Source organism: Xanthomonas sp. F4, from assembly GCF_011761895.1.
Genome location: NZ_JAASQX010000003.1, coordinates 346,105 through 364,222, shown reverse-complemented (window position 1 = coordinate 364,222; position 18,118 = coordinate 346,105). Strand labels below are relative to the sequence as shown.

Below are 18,118 nucleotides of genomic sequence, written 5' to 3'. Positions count from 1 at the left end.
GCACACCAAAACGAAAACGCCCCGGCGGAGGCCTCCGCCGGGGCGAGCTGCATCAGGTTGCCGCGTCGGCGTCAGGCGCCGATCGGCACGCTGCGGTCGCGCGGCTCAATAGCGCTTGCAGACGGTCTCGACCACGCGATTGCCATTGGCCTGCTGACGCTGACCCTGGATGTAGCGGCCGGTGGCACCGCCGGCCACCGCGCCGCCGACCGTGGCCAGCTTGCGGCCATCGCCCTTGCCGATCTGGTTGCCGAGCAGGCCGCCGATCGCTGCACCCGCCACGGTGCCGCCGATGCGGTCGGGGTCGGTGCTGTTCTTGCGCACCGCGACCTTCTTGCAGTGCACGCGGGTGCCGTCGCTGAAGCGGCGGCCGGCGTCCTCGGGACCGTAGTGGCGTTGCGCCTCGGCCAGCGGCGCAGCGGCCGTGGCGATGGCGAGCACGGAAAGACACAAGGCGGACTTGAGAGTGTTCATGCTGATTGCTCCTGGGTGGCGGAGCCGATGCGCAAGCACCGCGCTCTCGACGGGCGCCACCTTCTCACCGGCTTCGCGAATGGTTCGTGAAGCGAAATTTGCCGCATTCAGCTTCTACAGCTGCACCTGAATCAGTCGGCGCCGCCGGGACCGCTGCTCGGCGGCGCCGTGGTGACCGGCGGCTGCACCGCGGTGGTGGCCGCGGGTGCCGGCGGCGGCGTGGGCGCCGCTGCGGGCGTCGGAGTCGGCGCGGGTGCCGGTGCGGACGGCGTCGGGGCCGGCGCCGTCACGGCCGCGGCCGCGGGCGGATGCGCAGGCGGCTCCGGTGCCGGCTTGCTCTTGGGCAGGTACTCGGTCATCAGCTGGAAGAAGCGCTTGTAGAAGTCGCCGTCCTGCACCGTGCTGCTGGCCACGCGCACCATCGAGTCGTCGCTGCTGCCGATCGGCAGCGACACCGAGCCGAGCACGCCGACGCCGACGCTGGCCGAGGTCGGGCTCTTCTTCAACGCATAGCGGTCCTGCAATGCACTGACGAACACCCAGGACTCGTCCTGCCCGTGCGCCACGCAGGACACGCGCAACTCGAGTTGCTCGTGCAGATCGTCGCTGGGCTGGAAGTTCTTGGTGCCCTCCACCGCATCGGCGGTGGCCTTGGACACCACGTAGCCCTGGCTGAGCAGCGCGCGGCGCGCCGATTCGCAAGCCTGCGCCGGCTGCACCGGGTAGTTGCGCGAATAGGTGTTGTCGGAATTGAAGGTCTCTTTCACCAGGCCGTCCTGCTTGCGGGCGAAGCAGCCGCTCAGGCCGATCGCGATCAGCGCGAGCGCGGGAATGGCGAGAACCTTGGAGGTAGCGGACATAGGCCGTTGACCGAAGAGAGGGAACCGCGGCAAAGGATAGCCGCAAGCGCGTCGGCACGGCCTTGACGCCGCCGCGGCCGCTCATCCCGCGGTTAGCGAGGTGCGCGGCGTGGGGTGCCGCCGCGTCAGGCGGCGGCGGACTCCAGCGCCAGGTCCACGCGCAGCAGGCCGCCGTCGCGGTCGCGGCGTTCGGCGCGCAGGTAATGATGGGCGTCGAGCAGTGCCAGGGTCGGCGGCGTCGCCAGCGGCTCGCCCCACAGGCTCAGCAGGAATCCACGTGCGCGCAGCCAGTCGAGCAGCCGCAGCAGCCTGTCCAGGTCGCGCGGCAGCAGCAGGTCGACGTCGCCGGGCAGGCGCGCCGCCGCCGCCGGATCGGCCAGCCAGCATGCATAACTGCCGTGCACCGCGAAGGCAAACCCGTCGGCACGCAGGGCCGCCAGCAATTGCGCCGTGCCCGGCAGGTCGATGGGCTGGCGCCGGTACTGGAAGATCAGCGCGTACTCGTGGCTGCGGTCGCTGCGGGGATCGCCGGGTGTCAGCGGCTGCGCCGTCTCGCGCGGGTAGCACAGCACGCGCTCGGGACAAGGCGCGAACAGGCTGCCGAGGATCCGCGCCAGGTCCCAGGCCTGCGGCAGCGTGGCCTCGCCGAGTTGCACGTTCTCCACCATCGCGATGCAGAAGCCGTCCTCGCGCAGCAGGCGGCGCACGCCATGGAACACGGCGCGCAGGCCCTGCAGATAAGCGGCGTAGTCGGCGCTGGCGTAGAGCTGGCCAGGCGCCGCCGCGGCCGCGGCCGGCCAGGCGCAGCCGAAATACGGCACGTTGGTCAGGCACAGATCCACCGGTGCGTCGGGCACGCACAGCGGCAAGCCGCCGTCCAGCACTTCGGCCTGTAGCCCGAGCCGTTGCAGCCGTGCGCGCGCCAGCAGCGCGCGCGCCGCGTCGATCTCCAGGCCGATGCCGTGGCGGCCTTCCACTTCGGCCGCGAGCAAGGTGCTGCCGAAGCCGCAGAACGGATCCAGCACGCGCTCGCCTGGCGCGCTGAAGTGACGCACGAACGGACGCATCTGCCCGACCCAGCCGCAGTCGCGCGCGCCCAGCGGATCGCGCTGGCGCAGGTCATCAGGCAAGCGATGCTCCGGCGGATCCTGCACCGGCGTCCACCAACTGCGGCTATCCATGCTCCGCCCGCCACAGCAGATCGCGGTCCGGCTGCCAGCCGGCGCACAGCCGGCCGTCGGCGAAGAACACCAGCTTGTAGATGTCGCCGCTGTCGTGGCGCGCCTGCATCGCGCCGTAATCGGAGGTCTCGAACACCACCTCCATGCCGTCGGCGGTGGCCAGGCGCAGGTTCCAGAAGTAGTAGCCCTCGGTGATCTGCAGCGGCTGCAGGTCGCGCCACCATGGCGCGGCCATGCAGGCGCCGAGCACCTGTTCCACCGCGACCCGTGCCTGGGTCAGATAGCGCGCGGTTCCGCCGTCGCGGTAGCCGTCGCCGAGCCGGGAGAACTCGCGGAAGATCACCGTACGCGCCCCGCAGGCGCGCGCCCAGTCCAGATAGGCCGCGACGCCGTCGGCATCGGCGATGCCGCCGTGCTGCAGGATGCACACCAGGCGCAGCGGCAGCGCGTCGGCGATGCGCTTCGCGGTGGCGACGAAGACACCCGCATCGGCGATCGCCTCGCCGGGGCGAAAACGCATGATCGCGTCGTTGCGCGCCTGTTGCGGATGGTGCCGCGACAACTCCAGCCACGACAGGCCGAAACGCTGCAGCGCCTGCAGCAGCGTCTCGCCCTGGCCGCGGGCGAAGCCGGCGCCATTGCTGTACAGCACCCGCTGTTCGACCAGCAGGCCCTCGCGCTCGGCCGCGCCCAGGGTCTGCAGCAGTTCCACGAACCAGTCTTCGTCGTCGGTCATCTCCAGCCCGGACAGCGAATGCGACAGCGGCAGCCCGCGCAGCTGCGCCAACGCCTGGCGCAACTGCGGGAAGTAGTCCGGCGGCGGCCGCAGGCTGGCCGCGGCGGTGCCGCCGGCCTGCGGCCGCAGGGTTTCCGAGCAGAAGCGGCAGCGCGCCGAACACGGCCGCACCGACGCGTAGGGAGTGAAAGTCACCGGTTGCGCGACGCGGTAGTCGCGCGCACCGATGCGCTGCTGTCGCCAGCGCGACGCATCCGCCGCGGCCGGCACCCGCCATTCCAGATGCGGGGTGCTGGCGCGCAGTGCGGAGAACAGCGGCGAGCCGCCGCTCAACGGCGGCGGACTCGGCAGGGACGCATCCATGGGCGCCTCCTACAGGCGCGCGGCGTTCGCGCGCTCGCGCACCTCGGCGAAGGTCCAGTCGTGCACCAGGCGGCCGTTCTCCCACACGGTGACCATCGCATCGTCGTAGCCGGCCGGACCGGCGACCGCCTCGGCCGACACCGCGTCTGGCGCCACCGGCTCGGTGCGGTAGCTGCCGTACTCGCGGTGCCGCAGCAGGCGCATGCGGCCGCGCTTGCTGAGCTTGCCCTTGTCGGTGACCGGGTCCTTGTAGACGTCGATCCAACGCCCATCGACGCGGGCGGCCGAGCACTTCAACGCGAACTTCTGCGTATCGCGATCGAGCCGCTGCAGCAACGCACCGCCCATGCCGAAGGCCAGGTTGTCGGTGGCGTAGCCGGCGCTGGTGACGCGCTCCAGGATCGCGCGAATGCTGGTCGGGTTGACCCCGTCGCCCTGGATCACCCGCACATGGTTGAGCACCTTGTAGCCCTTGCCGTTGACGGTGTGGCCGAAGGCCTCGTCGAGCAGTTCCAGGCACTGGTGCACCACCGCCACCGGATCGCCGGAGTCGGGGCGGATCACCACGGTGGCGCCGGAGGCGATCACCTCGTCGCGCAGCGTGGTGCCCCAATGCTCGCGGATCGCATGGAAGATGTCGTAGCTGTCCGACACCACCGCGACCACGCCGCCGGGCTTGCCGAACTGCTTGAGCATGTTGCGGTACGCATCGACCTCGCGCTCGCGGCCCCAGCTGGTGATGGTGCTGTGCTCGGCGGCGGGAATCGAATAGCCGGCCATCGGCTCATGGTAGTGCGCGCGCGCCAGCAACAGCCCGGACACGGTGTCGGTGCCGAGGAAGTTGACCAGGTGCGAGGCACCGCCGATCGCCGCCGATTCCAGGCTGGATACGCCGCGCGCGCCGAAGTCGTGCAGCTTGAACGGCAACTGCCCATCCGGATCGTCGCTGGTGCGCTCCAGGAACTGGCGCAGGGTCTGCTTGGCGTGCCAGCTCACCGTGGCCACCGTCACCGGGTACCAGATGCGCAGCAGCAGCGTCTCCAGGTACGACGGCACCCAGTAGGCCTGCGCGTCGGTGGATTCGATGGTCATCAGTGCGTTGTGGGTCGGCACCACGCTGCCCTCGGGCACGGCACGGATGCGGATCGGCAGCTGGCCGCCGAGGCGGTCGACGATGTCGCGCCAGCCGGCCTCGTTGAACGGCTCGCCGTGCGCGGCGAACAGGTCGCGCGCCTCGTCGATGTCGGCATGGGTGACGGGGCGGCCCAGCGCCTCCTTGAGGATCGACTGCAGGCCGAAGAACACGGTCCGGTCATAGACGCCGCCGCGCGATTCCACGTAGAAGAACGTAGCGTCGGTGCCGGGCGGGTACTGCAGCCAGTGGCTGGCTTTGTAGCTATCGGTGTTGAGCAGCAGGTTGTTCAGGCATTGCATGACGGAAGCTCCTTCGCGTCTGGGAAAGCCGGCGGTCTGTCCGCCGGCCGGGAGGCCGCATCAACCGCGGCCCAGGAAGAATTCGAGCAGGTGCAGATGGTCTTCGAACAGTTTCGGGCCCATGCCCAGCATTTCGCTGACCGGCACCCAACGCGCCTTGTCGGCGTCGTCGCCGCCGCGCACCTCGGGCAGTTCGCCGAACACGAACTCGAAGTGGAAGGCGTGGGTGATGGTGCGCCCGCGCAGGCTGCGCTCGGGATGGTCGAACACGTGGCGGTTCTTCAGCGAGCCCTTGAGCACCGGCACCGGGATCTTCAGCCGGGTCTCCTCACGCAGCTCGCGCAGGCAGGCGTCGAGAATGCTCTCGTGCTGGCCGACGAAGCCGCCCGGCAGCGCCCACAGGCCCTTGCCCGGGGCCGCACGGCGGCGCACCAGCAGCACGTGCCCGGAATGCACCACCACCGCGTCGGCGGTGACGAAGGTGGGCGGATACGGCGCCTCCTTCCAGGCGGCGCGGTACTGCTCGATGAACTGGTATTCGGCGAGCAGCTCGGCATACGAGGGCGAGTTCTTGCGGAACGCCTCGAGCATGTCGAACACCGGCGTCGGCACGTTGCCGCGCAGCATCAGCAGCGCGCCGTGGAAATCGATGCTGCCGGCCTCGAACAGGTAACGGCGCAGCTCGGTCGCCGACAGCGTCTCGGTGTGCTGCACGTCGACCAGCGGCCACTGCGGGAACTCGCGCAGGTAATAGCTGCTGGCGTCCTTGTCCATGCCGATCAGGCCGATCCGCGCCTCGGCGCTGCCGCCGTCGCTGCGTACCGCCTCGGCCACCGTTGTCTGCACCGCGGCGATCCACTGGCTTTCGTTGTACAGGTGGTCGCGCAACGGACGCAGGATCAAGCGCTCGCCGGCGCCTTCCAGCGCGGCCTGGATCATCACGCTGCGCTCGGCAACGGTCCAGGGATTGCGGATGGTGCGAGGGGTCTCGGCCGAGCCGATCAGGAAGATGAGTTTCTGTCCACGCGCCAGGGCGTGGCGGGCAACGGCGGCGTGGCCGTTGTGGAAGGGCTCGAAGCGCCCGATGAACACGAGATAGTCGAATTCCATGAGCATCCCTCACGGTTGGGTGGATCGCCGCGGGTCTGTCCCTTGGCGTGAGCGGAATGCTACGCCGATGCGGCATCGCGTCAAGTGACGCACCGCGCAGATTCATCGGCCGTCCAGACAGCGCTTGCGGATGCCGCGCCGGAGCCCCGCTGCAGTGCAGCGCGCGTCGCCACGACGATCGCGCTAGCCTCGTGCGCGCCGCGGCCGCGGGGACGGCCCGGCACGTCCTGCGGGCCGCCGCTCAGGGCCACGCGACGCCCTCCCTCCCCGTTCCCACATCACCGCGAGAATCGCATGAACCGATCGAGCAAGCGCATGTCCGCCTGGCTGCTGTTGTTGCTTGCGTGCCTGTGTGCGCCGGCCATGGCGCAGAGCTTCGCCAAGGGCGCCGATGTCAGTTGGATCGACCAGCAGGAGAGCAGCGGCCGCGTGTTCCGCAACGCCTCCGGTGCCACCACCGACTTCTTCGCGCTGCTCAAGGGCACCGGGGTCAATGCGATCCGGCTGCGCGTGTGGGTCAATCCGCAGGGTGGCTGGAACGACGGCGCCGACACGCTGAACATGGCCAAGCGGGCCAAGGCGCAGGGCATGCGCATCATGATCGACTTCCACTACAGCGACAGCTGGGCCGATCCCGGCAAGCAGACCAAGCCGGCGGCCTGGAACGGCCACGACTTCGCCACGCTGGTCAAGGACGTGTACGCGCACACCAGCGGCATCCTCTCCTATCTCAAGTCCAACGGCATCGACGTGAGCTGGGTGCAGGTAGGCAACGAGATCAACAGCGGCATGCTGTGGCCGGACGGCAAGACGCCCAACTTCGGCAACCTCGCGCAACTGATCGACAGCGGCTACAACGCCAGCAAGTCGGTCTACCCCAATGCCAAGGTGATCGTGCACCTGGCCAACGGCTACGACAACGCGACCTTCCGCTGGTTCTTCGACAGCCTCAAGTCGGCCGGCGGCAAGTGGGACGTGGTCGGCATGTCGCACTATCCCTCCACCAATGCCTGGCAGAGCGCCAACACCCAGATCGCCAGCAACATGCAGGACATGGTGACGCGCTACGGGTCGGACGTGATCGTCAGCGAGGTCGGCATGGACTGGCAGCAGGCCGCCACCACCCGCGCGATGCTGGCCGACCTGCTCACCAAGACCCGCGCGCTCGGCAGCCGCGGCCTGGGCGTGTTCTATTGGGAACCAGACGCGTACCCGGGCTGGCAGGGCTACACGATGGGTGCGGTCGACAACAACGGGAAACTCACCCAGGCGTTGTCGGCGTTCAACTGATCGCCGCTCGGCGGGAGCGCCACGCGGTGGTCACCGACACCACCGCCATGCCACCATCGCGTGCTCCGCTCCTGTCGAGATCTGCCATGTCGCTGTCGCTGTCGTCCGCGCGCAAGCTCGCGCTTCCTCTGCTGCTGGTGTTGGGCGTGTGCATCGCGCCGGCGCAAGCGCGCAAGCCGGCGTCGCCCGCCGCACCGGCCCCGCTCAAGGTGATGAGCTTCAACGTGCGCGTGCCGGTCGACACCGACGGCGACAAGCGCTGGGACGTGCGCCGCAGCGCGATGGCCGCGCTGATCCGCGCGCAGCACCCGGATGTATTCGGCACCCAGGAACTGGTCAAGCGCCAGGCCGACTACCTGGCCGCGCAATTGCCGGAGTACCGCTGGTTCGGCCCCAGCCGCGACGGCAAGGACGACGGCGAACGCATGGGTGTGTTCTACGACAGCCAAAAACTGAAGCTGGTGGAATCGGGACACTTCTGGTTGTCGGACACGCCGGAAGTCATGGGTAGCATCAGCTGGGGCCATCCGCTGCCGCGCATGGTCAACTGGGGGCTGTTCGAGCGCGTCGGCGATGGCCGCCGCTTCTATCTGTTCGACACCCACCTGCCCTATCGCGACGAGGACGAAGCGGCACGCGCCAAGGGCGCGGCGCTGATCGTGTCGCGCCTGAAAGGCCTGCCGGCGGACGTGCCGGTGGTGCTGACCGGCGATTTCAACACGGCGCCGGACTCGCCGACCTACCGCACCCTCACCGCCAGCCTGGCCGATGCGCGCACGCAGGTCGCACAGCCGCAGGGCCCGGAAGCGACCTTCCACGATTTCACCGGCCACCCGGACCGGCGCATCGACTGGATCCTCTCGCGTGGGTTGCAGGCCACCCACTACGCCACGCTCGACGCGCGGCCGCAAGGTCACTGGCCGTCGGACCATTTCCCGGTGATCGCCACATTCGCCTGGCCGCAGTGACGGGATGACGCCTGCGGCATGGACCGCAGGCGCGCGTGCAGGAGCGGCTTCAGTTGCGAAGAGGCGCTAGCGGTAACGCCTGTCGCGGCTGAAGCCGCTCCTACGAGGCAAGATGATGCCAGGCGAAGCAGGCCTTAGCGGTGTTCTGGCCTCCTTCCCAGGGGAGCATGTACGCCTACGAAGGGCCGCTCGTCGTAGGAGCGGCTTCAGCCGCGACGCGCATGACCAGGAAACAGCCATTGCGGGTGATCCGAACAGGCGACACGAACCGCTTCCGCAAGGTAACGACACGTTCCGCCGCACCGCTGAGAAGCACGTCGTCAGAGCCATCCGCAACGCGCCAGCCTGCGGACTTTCACGCCACCGGCGAAGCATGCGCACACAGCCAGTCCAGCACCTGCTGCACCGGCGGCGACGGCACCGGTGTCGGACGCCAGACGATCGACAACTGGCGCAGCGCCCACGGCTCCTGCAGCGGTACCGCGACCAGTTGCGCGCGCACGCTGACCCGCTCCAGCGCCGCCTGCGGCAGGATCGCCACACCGGCGCCACGCGCCAGCATGCGACACAGCGGTTCGATGCCGTGCACCTGCGCGCGGATGCGCAGCTGCCCGCCTGCACGCGTCGCCTGCGTGCGCAGGTGTTGCTGCAGGGCGCTGTCCTCGGCCAGGCCGAGGAACTGCGCATGCCACACCTGCGCGAACCGCAGCTGCGGCGCCTGCGCCAGCGGATGCGCGGCCGCGGCCACCAGTACCAGTCGATCCTGCCGGAACGGATGCGCCTGCAGACCCTGCAGATCGGCATGGTCGGCGATCACCGCCAGATCGGCGCGTTGCTCGCGCAGCGCATCGGCCGCGGCGACGCTGCCCTGCTCGCGCAGCGCCAGATCGATGCGCGGATGCGCCACCAGGAACTCGGCCAGCAGCTCCGGCAGCCATTCCGACAGCGCCGCGGTATTGGCCAGCAGGCGCACGCTGGCCTGGTGGCCGTCGGCGTAGTCGCCCAGTTCGCTGCGCATCGCCTCGGCCTGGCGCAGCAACTGCCGCGCGTGCCGCAACAGCGCGGTGCCGGCCGCAGTGAGGCCGACGCCGCGTGGACCGCGCTCGAACAGCGCGACGCCGAGCTGCGTCTCCAGCGCGCGGATGCGTGCACTGGCGGCGGCCAGCGACAGCGCCGCGCGATCGGCGCCGGCGGTGATGCTGCCGGCCTCGGCCACCGCCAGGAACAGCCGCAGATCGGTAAAATCCAGATGCATCGGCGCTCCCGCCTTCGTCGTTGCCGAAGTCTGCCTGAAGCATTCGCGCATTGTCCGGCCGCCGCGACGCGCCGATGCTCGTCGCCATGGACACGCTCGCACCGCACCTGCTGCCGATCGCCCTGGTCTTCCTGCTCGCCGGCGGCGTCAAGGGCGTGGCCGGCATGGGCCTGCCCACGGTGGCGATGGGCCTGCTGGGGCTGTGGCTGACGCCGACCGAGGCCGCCGCGCTGCTGGCACTGCCTTCGCTGCTGACCAACCTGCAACAGGCCTGGGGCGCGGGCACGGGCGCGCTGTTGCGGCGGCTGTGGCCGTTGCTGGCGTGCATCGTCGTCGGCACCTGGTTCAGCGCTGGCATCCTCGCCGGCGCCGACCCACGGCTGGCGCGCGCCGGCCTGGGCGCGCTGCTGGCGCTGTACGCCACGCTCGGCCTGAGCCAGTGGCAGGCGCGTCTGTCGCCCTCGCAGGCGCGCTGGGCAGGGCCACCGGTGGGCCTGGCGACCGGTCTGCTGACCGGCGCCACCGGCGTGTTCGTGCTGCCGGTGCTGCCCTACCTGGTGGCGTTGGACCTGCCGCGAGACACGCTGATGCGCGCCCTGGGCAGTTGCTTCGCCGCAGCCACCCTGGCGCTGGCTGCGGCACTGGTCGCGCACGGCGCCTTCCCCGCGCAAGCGCTGGGTCCGTCATTGCTGGCGTTGCTGCCCACGGCCGTGGGCATGTGGCTGGGCGCACGGCTGCGCCAGCGCATTTCCGCCAGCGCGTTCCGCCGCGTGTTCTTCCTGACCCTGCTGGGACTGGGCTTGCACCAACTGTGGCAGGCGCTGGGCTGAAGATGTGATCCCGCCACAACCGCTCGGCCGTAGGAGCGGCTTCAGTCGCGACGGGCGTTACCGGGAATGCCTGTCGCGGCTGAAGCCACTCCTACAATCGCGATGACACACCATGCCGAGCTGCGGCAACGAGGCATTACGAGAGTGTCCTGAAGCCGCTCCTACGACGACACGCATCAAGCGCGCGGCAGACCAAACGCCACGCCCGCGGTTCTCACCAATCACCCAAAAACTGCAGGCCGGCCCCTCAGTCCGCCCAACCCTCCGCAAGCATCGACACGGCGGACGATCGACGGGCGCACGGCGATGGCGCACGCCTGCCCTGCAAAGCCCGAACCTGAAATGAAAAACGCGCCATCGCTGGGCGATGGCGCGTTCGGTGTTCGCGACGGTGGAGCGCGAGCTCAGTCGGCCCAGCGCCCCGGGCCGGTGGACTGCGGCAGGACCTGCACCGACAGCGGATGGTCCTTCTCCAGCAGATTGACCGCATCGCTGAGGATCGAGGCCGATTCACGCAGCAGCGGATCCGGGCGCTTGTCGACCAGCTTCTCGCGCGCGGCATCCTTGACGATGTCGCGCTCGTTGCCGGTCAGGCCGTCGTCGCTGCTGTCGTCGGCCAGCGGATCCAGCGGCAGGCCGAGCTGCTTGCGGATCTCCTGGCGCTGCTTGCGCTGCGCGTCCTGCTTCTCACGCTCGGCGCGGCGCTCGGCCTCGTTGAGCACCACGTACTTCTTCGCCGCCTCGTCGCGGAACTGGCGCACGTCCTCTTCCCACCACTGGAACTCCTTGTCGCTGGCGATGCGGCTGTTGTGCAGCGCCTCCAGCTTCGGCAGCAGCGGCGCGAAATTGCCGTACTGGGTGTGCGGCACCGCGGCGATGCGGCTCCACGGCAGCGCGTTGTCGTAGGTGCTTTCGCCGAACTCGGTGGCATCGACGCTAGCCGGGAAGGCGATATCCGGCACCACGCCCTTGTGCTGGGTGCTGCTGCCGCTGACGCGGAAGAACTGGGCGATGGTCAGCTTGACCTGGCCGAAGCGGTCGGTCTCGTTGGCCGGCCAGCGGTCCAGGTCGACGATGTTTTGCACCGTGCCCTTGCCGAAGCTGGTCTCGCCGATGATCAGGCCGCGGCCGTAGTCCTGGATGGCGCCGGCGAAGATCTCCGAGGCCGAGGCCGAGCCGCGGTTGATCAGCACCGCCAGCGGGCCGTCCCAGGCCACGCCCGGGTTCTGGTCGCTGTTGACGGTGACGCGGCCGCCGGATTCACGCACCTGGACCACCGGACCCTGCTCGATGAACAGGCCGGTCAGTTCGATCGCCTCGTCCAGCGAACCGCCGCCGTTGTTGCGCAGGTCCAGCACCACGCCGTCGACCTTGTCGGTCTTGAACCCGGCCAGCAGCTTGGCCACGTCGCGCGTCGCCGAGGCATAGTCCTTGGCGTTGCGGCGACGGCCTTCGAAGTCCTGGTAGAACGCCGGCAGCTTGATCACGCCGATGCGCCGCGCCGGCTCGCCGTCCTTCGCCGGCAGTTCGATGGTCTCGCCCTTGGCGGCCTGTTCGGCCAGGCGCACCTTCTGCCGGGTCAGCAGCACCTGGCGGTGCTTGCCGTCCACGCCGGCTTCGGCCGGGATGTATTCCAGGCGCACCTGGGTGTCCTTGTCGCCGCGGATCTTGGCGACCACGTCGTCGATGCGCCAGCCGATCACGTCCTCGACCGGCCCGGTCTTGCCCTGGCCGACGCCGACGATGCGGTCGCCCGGCTTGAGCGTGCCGTCCAGCGCGGCCGGGCCGCCCGGGATCACCTCGCGGATCACCACCAGGTCGTCCTGCTTCTGCAGCTGCGCGCCGATGCCTTCCAGCGACAGCGACATCTGCTGGTTGAAGTTCTCGGCGGTGCGCGGGGTGAAATAGTCGGTGTGCGGGTCGACGGTGTTGGTGTAGGCATTCATGAAGAACTGAAACACGTCCTCGCTCTTCAGTTCCTTCACCGAGTCGTCGAGATTGGCGTAGCGCCGATCCAGGGTCTTGCGGATGTCTTCCGGCTTCTTGCCGGCCAGCTTGAGCCGCAGCCAGTCGTTCATCACCGACTTGCGCCACAGCGCATCCAGTTCCTGGTCGTCCTTGGCCCACGGCGCGTTCTTGCGGTCGTACTCGAACTTCTCGTCGCCGTCGAAGTTGAAGTCCTGCTTGAGCAGCTTGCGCGCATAGGCGATGCGCTCGCCCACGCGCTGCCGGTACACGGCGAAGATCTGGAACGCCGGTTCCAGCTGGCCGGAGGAGATGTTGGCGCCGAGGTTGTTCTGGAACCCGGCGAACTTGTCGACGTCGGCCTGGGTGAAGAACTGCTTGCTGCCGTCCAGGGTCTCCAGATATTTCTTGAAGACCTCCTTCGAGGTCGCCTCGTCGAGGGCGCGCGGCCGGTAGGCGTAGCGGCTGTCGGAAAGCAGGCCGTACACCAGCTTGGCGGTGGTGGCCTGGTCGGCGGTGGCAGCGGCCGGCAGCGCGGGCGCATCGGTACGGGCGAACAGCGCCAGCGGTGCGGTCAGCGCAAACGCCAGCAGGAAGGCGGAAGCTTTGAATTTCATCTGGGAACTCTCGGCACCAGGCCGTCAGGGGGGCAGCACATCGCGTGAGACAACACGACAGTGACGCAAGTTGCAGGCCGTGTCACCTGTTCATGAAGCAGACTAGCGGCCGACATGCGCAGAAGTGTGAACGTTGCCGGTGCGAGCCGTGTGGACGGTCGCTGTGCGGCGACGAACGTGCGTCGCCGCCGCGGCCATGCGCGATGCGCGCGGGCCATGTGCGCGGAGAAGGATCAGGCGGCGACGCCGGCGCCGGCAGCCTGGCGATCGGCGTGGTAGGACGAGCGCACCATCGGGCCGGAGGCGACGTGGCTGAAGCCCAGCGCGTTGCCGTACTCCTCCAGCGCCTTGTATTCGTCCGGCGTCCAGTAGCGCATCACCGGGTGATGGTGCGCGGTCGGCTGCAGGTACTGGCCGATGGTGACCATGTCCACGTCGTGCGCGCGCAGGTCGCGCAGGGTCGCCTGCACCTGCTCCAGGGTCTCGCCCAGGCCGAGCATGATGCCGGACTTGGTGGCGATGGCCGGATGCTGCGCCTTGAACTTCTTCAGCAGGGTCAGCGACCACTGGTAGTCGGCGCCGGGACGCACGTTGGGATACAGGTCCGGCACGGTCTCGATGTTGTGATTGAACACGTCCGGCGGATTGGTCGCCAGGATCTCCAGCGCGCGGTCCATGCGGCCCTTGCCGCGGAAGTCCGGGGTCAGGATCTCGATGCGGGTGGTCGGCGCGGCGGCGCGGATCGCGCCGATGCAGTCGGCGAAATGCTGGGCGCCACCATCGCGCAGGTCGTCACGGTCGACGCTGGTCACCACCACGTACTTCAGGCCCATGTCGGCCACGGTCTGCGCCAGGCTGGCCGGCTCGCCGGCGTCCGGCGGCTTGGGCCGGCCGTGGGCGACATCGCAGAACGAGCAACGCCGGGTGCAGACCTCGCCCAGGATCATGAAGGTGGCGGTGCCGTGGCCGAAGCACTCGTGGATGTTCGGGCAGCTGGCCTCTTCGCAGACGGTGACCAGACGGTTCTCGCGCAGCTTGGCCTTGAGGGTCTGCACCGCATTGCCGGAGGGAATGCGCACGCGGATCCACGAGGGTTTGCGCAGCACCGGCGCGTCGGCGAACTGCACCGGCGAGCGCGCGATCTTGTCGCCGCCCAACTGCTTGACGCCGGTCTGCAGCGGCGCGGAGGCGCTGTCGCCGGAAAGGACCTGCAAGGGAATGGAGCGTGCGCTGGGCTGGGTCATGGCGTGGTCGGCGGGCAGGCGGTCAGGCCGCGTGCGTGAGCGAGAGGTCGGGCAAGGCGTCGAGCGGCTGCAGGGTCAGCCCGAACTGGCGCGCCAGTTGGGCCAGCAGGACCGGAGTGACCGCCTGCATGCCGGAGGGACCGCCCAAGTCTAGCACCGCGGTCACCTGCAGGCCCTGGTAGCCGCAGGGATTGATCCGGTGGAACGGCTCCAGGTCCATCGCCACGTTGAACGACAGGCCGTGGAAGGTGCAGCCGCGGCGCACGCGGATGCCGAGCGCGGCGACCTTGGCGCCGCCGACGTAGACACCCGGCGCGCCCTCGCGGCGCTGGCCGAGGATGTTCCATTCGTCGAGGGTGTCGATGATCGCCTGCTCGATGCGGCACACGTAGTCGCGCACGCCGATGTGCAGCCGGCGCAGGTCCAGCAACGGATACACCACCAACTGGCCGGGGCCGTGGTAGGTGACCTGGCCGCCGCGGTCGACCTGCAGCACCGGGATGTCGCCTGGCGCCAGCACGTGTTCCGGCTTGCCGGCCTGGCCGAGGGTGAATACCGGGTCGTGTTCGACCACCCACAACTCGTCGGGGGTCGCCTCGTCGCGCGTATCGGTGAAGCGCTGCATCGCCCGCCACACCGGCTCGTAGGGCTGGCGGCCGAGCTGGCGGACGCGGCACGGCGTCAGCGTCGTTGCCGGCGCCACTGGCGCGTCCGCGGCTACAGCGTCCACTTCACTTCCGGGTGTTCCCGCAGCGCCTGGTGCGCGGCGTCGTACTGGGCGCGGTCCGCGGCACGGAAGGCGATGCGCACCGACACGTATTTGCCGTTGGACGAATGCTTCCAGCTGATGCGCTCGTCCATCACCTCCACGCCGGCGGCGGCGAGCAGGCGCGGCAGCTCGGCCTCCAGGCCGGTGTCGGCGGTGCCCATGGCGCTCAGTTCGAACACGCCGGGGAACTGGAAACCGTGATCGGGGTTGTCGGAAGTGATGTCCATGCCCGCATTATCGGGCCGGCGCCGGACAAACCCAAGGCCGCGCCCGAGTGGGCCGGCAGTGCTCCGGCACCCGGAGCCGCGCAGGACAGGGTACCGACCGACTGACCAGGCGTCGCCGTGGCGTGGCCTCCTGCCGGGGGCAGTGCCTCCCTGCCCCCGCACGGTGCACCGTCGCCTTCACACGGCAAGAGGGCAAATGGGACGGACAAACCCAAACGGACGAATTTGTCCGCTACGCCACATTTGCCTATCCTTGTCGCACGGGCTGCGTTCATGGTCCGGGGTGTTCGCCGGCATCGGCTGCCGCAGGCGCGCATCGCCGCTCACTCCCCTTCCCGACCAGAGACGCCGTCCATGCCGTCATCGCGCCCGTTTCTCCCCCTTGCCGCCGCGCTCGCCCTCGCCGCAGCGCCGGCCGCCGCCACCGAATGCCCACGCGAGACGCGGGAGGCGACCCCGCCCACGGTCAACTTCCGCCTCGACAACGATCTGTTTGGCGGTGCCGGCCAGGATCAGGGCTATACCAACGGCTTCGGCCTGATCCTGGTCTCGCCGAACCTGCGCGACTACACCGACGACCCCTGCCTGCCGCGGCTGGCGCGGGCGGTGAACCGCTCTCTGACCTGGCTGCAGCCGAACAGCGACTTCACCCAGCGCAACATGACCTTCGCGATCGGGCAGGCGCTGTTCACCCCCACCGACAAGACCCGCCGCGACCTGATCGAGGACGACCGTCCCTACGCCGGCCTGTTGCTGATGAACATCGGCTACAACGCGCGCAACGACGACCGCCTGCGCACCACGCAACTGACCCTGGGACTGATCGGCCCTTCGGCACAGGGCAAGCAGGTGCAGGATGCGGTGCACGAGGTGCTCGGCGACGCCAAGTTCCAGGGCTGGGACAACCAGTTGCACGACGAACCGGTGTTCCGCGTGCTGCACGAACGCATGCGCCGCTGGTCCGGCGAGGGCAGCCGCGACGGCTGGGGCTGGGACGCGATCAGCCACTGGGGCGGCGCGCTGGGCACGCTGGACACCCACGCCAATGCCGGCATGGAACTGCGCCTGGGCTGGAAGCTGCCGGACGATTTCGGCAGTTCGCCGCTGCGTCCCGCCGGCGAGAACGTCGCCCCGCCCGCCAGCAGCGTCGGCAGCGGCTGGTCGGCGCATCTGTTCGTGACCAGCGACGGCCGCTGGGTACTGCGCGACATCACCCTGGACGGCAACACCTTCCGCGACAGCCACAGCGTGAAGAAGCGCCCCTTCGTCGGCGACGCCGGTGTCGGCCTGGCGGTGACGCGCGGCAAGTGGAAATTCGCGCTCGCCCGCTACTGGCGCACCCGCGAATTCGACCTGCAGCGACAGACGCCGGTATTCGGGAGTTTCACGATCAGCTATCGGCTTTAGCCGCCGGGATTGGGGAGCCGGGATTGGTGATTCGCAAGTCTTCGCGAGCGCGCAGTGCCGTACGAGAACGAGAGGCAGCACGCGTTGTCGCCACCAATCCCGAATCCCCACTCCCGAATCCCCAAGAAAAAAGCCGGCATCAGCCGGCTTTTTTCGAGAGGAGAGGAACTTACTCCGATTCCCACCACATCCAGAAGCTGTCCCACAGACGCTTGAAGAAGCCGGCCTCGTCGACCGCCTTCAGCGCCACCAGCGGGGCCTGCGCCACCACCTTGCCGTCCAGGCTCACCTTGACCATGCCGATCTGCTGGCCCTGCTTGATCGGCGCTTCCAGGGTCTTGGGCACTTCGATCGCCGGCTTCAGCTCGTTGTAGCGGCCGCGCGGCACGCTGACCAGCAGCGGCTGCGCCACGCCCAGCAGCACCTGCTTCTCGGTGCCCTTCCACACGCGCTGCTGCGCGACCTGCTTGCCCGGCTCGTACAGGCTGTGGGTCTCGAAGAAGCGGAAACCCCAGTTCAACAGCGCCAGGCTGTCCTCGGCACGCTGCTTCTCGGAGCTGTCGCCCATCACCACCGCGATCAGGCGCTGGTCGCCGCGCTTGGCCGAGCTGAGCAGGCAGTAGCCGGCCTCGGAGGTGTGACCGGTCTTGATGCCGTCCACGCTGGGGTCGCGCCACAGCAGCAGGTTGCGGTTCGGCTGGGTGATGTCGCCGACGCGGAATTCCTTGATCTTGTTGTAGGCGTAGGTTTCCGGGTAGTCGCGCACCATCGCCCGGCCCAGCAGCGCCAGATCGTAGGCGGTGGTGTAGTGGCCTTCGGCCGACAAGCCGTGGGCGTTGACGAAGTGCGAGCCGGTCATGCCGATCTTCTTCGCGTACTCGTTCATCAGCGACGCGAAGGCTTCCTCGCTGCCGGCGGTATGTTCGGCCAACGCGATCGCCGCGTCGTTGCCGGACTGGATCGCCATGCCCTTTTCCATGTCTTCCAGGCGCGCGGTCTTGTTGACCGGGAAGCCGCTGTAGCTGCCGTCGGTACCGGCACCGCCCTCGCGCCAGGCGCGCTCGCTGAGCATGACCTGGTCGTCGCGGGTGATCTTGCCCAGCTTCAGTTCGGCCGCGATCACGTACGAGGTCATCACCTTGGTGATGCTGGCCGGGGCCACGCGTGCGTGTTCGTTCTCGCCGGCCAGCACCTGGCCGGTGGCGTAGTCCATCAGCACCCAGGACTTGGACACGGCCGGCTTCGGCGCGGGCGGGATCGCCACGGTGGCCGGAGCGGCGGCAGCAGCGGGCGGCGGCGCGGGAACCGGGCCGGGCGTCTGCGCGGAAACCAGGCCGACGGCGAACGTGGCCACGGCAGCGACGGCGAAGCGGAATTTCATCTAAAAC

16 protein-coding genes are annotated in these 18,118 nt (G+C 69.1%); 4 read left to right on the top strand and 12 right to left on the bottom strand.

Annotated elements, in window-relative coordinates; translation table 11 throughout:
- Positions 1-105: 105 nt before the first annotated feature.
- From FHR66_RS13830 to FHR66_RS13805, 6 genes are all read right to left on the bottom strand, one after another.
- Positions 106-474, bottom strand: coding sequence for a glycine zipper 2TM domain-containing protein (locus tag FHR66_RS13830; RefSeq protein WP_160966777.1), 369 nt, complete (start codon positions 472-474; stop codon positions 106-108).
- Between the two features lie 131 nt (positions 475-605).
- A complete protein-coding gene (locus FHR66_RS13825; protein ID WP_160966775.1) occupies positions 606-1,334 on the bottom strand; it encodes a DUF2242 domain-containing protein in 729 nt (242 codons plus the stop codon).
- Between the two features lie 125 nt (positions 1,335-1,459).
- Positions 1,460-2,515 (bottom strand): DNA methyltransferase, encoded by a 1,056-nt coding sequence (locus FHR66_RS13820; protein ID WP_160966773.1) that lies wholly within the window; start codon positions 2,513-2,515, stop codon positions 1,460-1,462.
- Positions 2,508-3,584, bottom strand: a complete 1,077-nt coding sequence (locus FHR66_RS13815) for a hypothetical protein (protein WP_167087888.1) — start codon at positions 3,582-3,584, stop codon at positions 2,508-2,510. The genes FHR66_RS13820 and FHR66_RS13815 overlap by 8 nt, the downstream gene beginning before the upstream one ends.
- Positions 3,585-3,623: 39 nt before the next feature.
- Positions 3,624-5,048: a nicotinate phosphoribosyltransferase gene (locus tag FHR66_RS13810; protein WP_160966769.1), complete on the bottom strand. Its 1,425-nt coding sequence runs from the start codon at positions 5,046-5,048 to the stop codon at positions 3,624-3,626.
- Positions 5,049-5,108: 60 nt separating this feature from the next.
- Complete coding sequence (locus tag FHR66_RS13805) at positions 5,109-6,164, bottom strand: bifunctional nicotinamide-nucleotide adenylyltransferase/Nudix hydroxylase (RefSeq protein ID WP_160966767.1); 1,056 nt, start codon at positions 6,162-6,164, stop codon at positions 5,109-5,111.
- Positions 6,165-6,452: 288 nt separating this feature from the next.
- Here FHR66_RS13805 and FHR66_RS13800 point away from each other — a divergent pair, with 288 nt between their 5' ends.
- Both FHR66_RS13800 and FHR66_RS13795 read left to right on the top strand, forming a co-directional pair.
- On the top strand, positions 6,453-7,448 hold the full coding sequence (locus tag FHR66_RS13800; RefSeq protein ID WP_160966765.1) for a glycosyl hydrolase 53 family protein: 996 nt from the start codon (positions 6,453-6,455) through the stop codon (positions 7,446-7,448).
- 86 nt (positions 7,449-7,534) lie between these two features.
- Positions 7,535-8,416, top strand: coding sequence for an endonuclease/exonuclease/phosphatase family protein (locus tag FHR66_RS13795; protein WP_160966763.1), 882 nt, complete (start codon positions 7,535-7,537; stop codon positions 8,414-8,416).
- A gap of 355 nt (positions 8,417-8,771) precedes the next feature.
- On the opposite strand, the gene FHR66_RS13790 is transcribed toward FHR66_RS13795, so the two are convergent.
- Complete coding sequence (locus FHR66_RS13790; RefSeq protein WP_160966761.1) at positions 8,772-9,671, bottom strand: LysR substrate-binding domain-containing protein; 900 nt, start codon at positions 9,669-9,671, stop codon at positions 8,772-8,774.
- An 86-nt stretch (positions 9,672-9,757) separates the two neighbouring features.
- On the opposite strand from FHR66_RS13790, the gene FHR66_RS13785 reads away from it, so the two are divergent.
- On the top strand, positions 9,758-10,501 hold the full coding sequence (locus FHR66_RS13785) for a sulfite exporter TauE/SafE family protein (protein ID WP_160966759.1): 744 nt from the start codon (positions 9,758-9,760) through the stop codon (positions 10,499-10,501).
- A gap of 404 nt (positions 10,502-10,905) precedes the next feature.
- Here FHR66_RS13785 and FHR66_RS13780 read toward each other — a convergent pair whose 3' ends face one another.
- The 4 genes from FHR66_RS13780 to FHR66_RS13765 all read right to left on the bottom strand — a co-directional run bounded on the left by FHR66_RS13780 (position 10,906) and on the right by FHR66_RS13765 (position 15,323).
- Complete coding sequence (locus tag FHR66_RS13780; protein ID WP_160966757.1) at positions 10,906-13,083, bottom strand: carboxy terminal-processing peptidase; 2,178 nt, start codon at positions 13,081-13,083, stop codon at positions 10,906-10,908.
- A gap of 233 nt (positions 13,084-13,316) precedes the next feature.
- Entirely contained in the window at positions 13,317-14,327 is a 1,011-nt protein-coding gene (gene lipA, locus FHR66_RS13775) for a lipoyl synthase (protein ID WP_160966755.1), read from the bottom strand.
- Between the two features lie 22 nt (positions 14,328-14,349).
- The gene (gene lipB, locus FHR66_RS13770) at positions 14,350-15,057 is read right to left on the bottom strand and encodes a lipoyl(octanoyl) transferase LipB (RefSeq protein ID WP_160966753.1); all 708 of its coding nucleotides are present in this window, start codon (positions 15,055-15,057) and stop codon (positions 14,350-14,352) included.
- Entirely contained in the window at positions 15,045-15,323 is a 279-nt protein-coding gene (locus FHR66_RS13765; RefSeq protein WP_160966751.1) for a YbeD family protein, read from the bottom strand. Before FHR66_RS13765 ends, lipB begins: the two co-directional genes overlap by 13 nt.
- Positions 15,324-15,677: 354 nt before the next feature.
- Here FHR66_RS13765 and FHR66_RS13760 point away from each other — a divergent pair, with 354 nt between their 5' ends.
- Entirely contained in the window at positions 15,678-16,730 is a 1,053-nt protein-coding gene (locus FHR66_RS13760; RefSeq protein ID WP_160966749.1) for a lipid A deacylase LpxR family protein, read from the top strand.
- A 169-nt stretch (positions 16,731-16,899) separates the two neighbouring features.
- Here the strand turns inward: FHR66_RS13760 and FHR66_RS13755 are convergent, their stop codons facing one another.
- On the bottom strand, positions 16,900-18,111 hold the full coding sequence (locus FHR66_RS13755; RefSeq protein WP_160966747.1) for a D-alanyl-D-alanine carboxypeptidase family protein: 1,212 nt from the start codon (positions 18,109-18,111) through the stop codon (positions 16,900-16,902).
- Between the last annotated feature and the right edge of the window lie 7 nt (positions 18,112-18,118).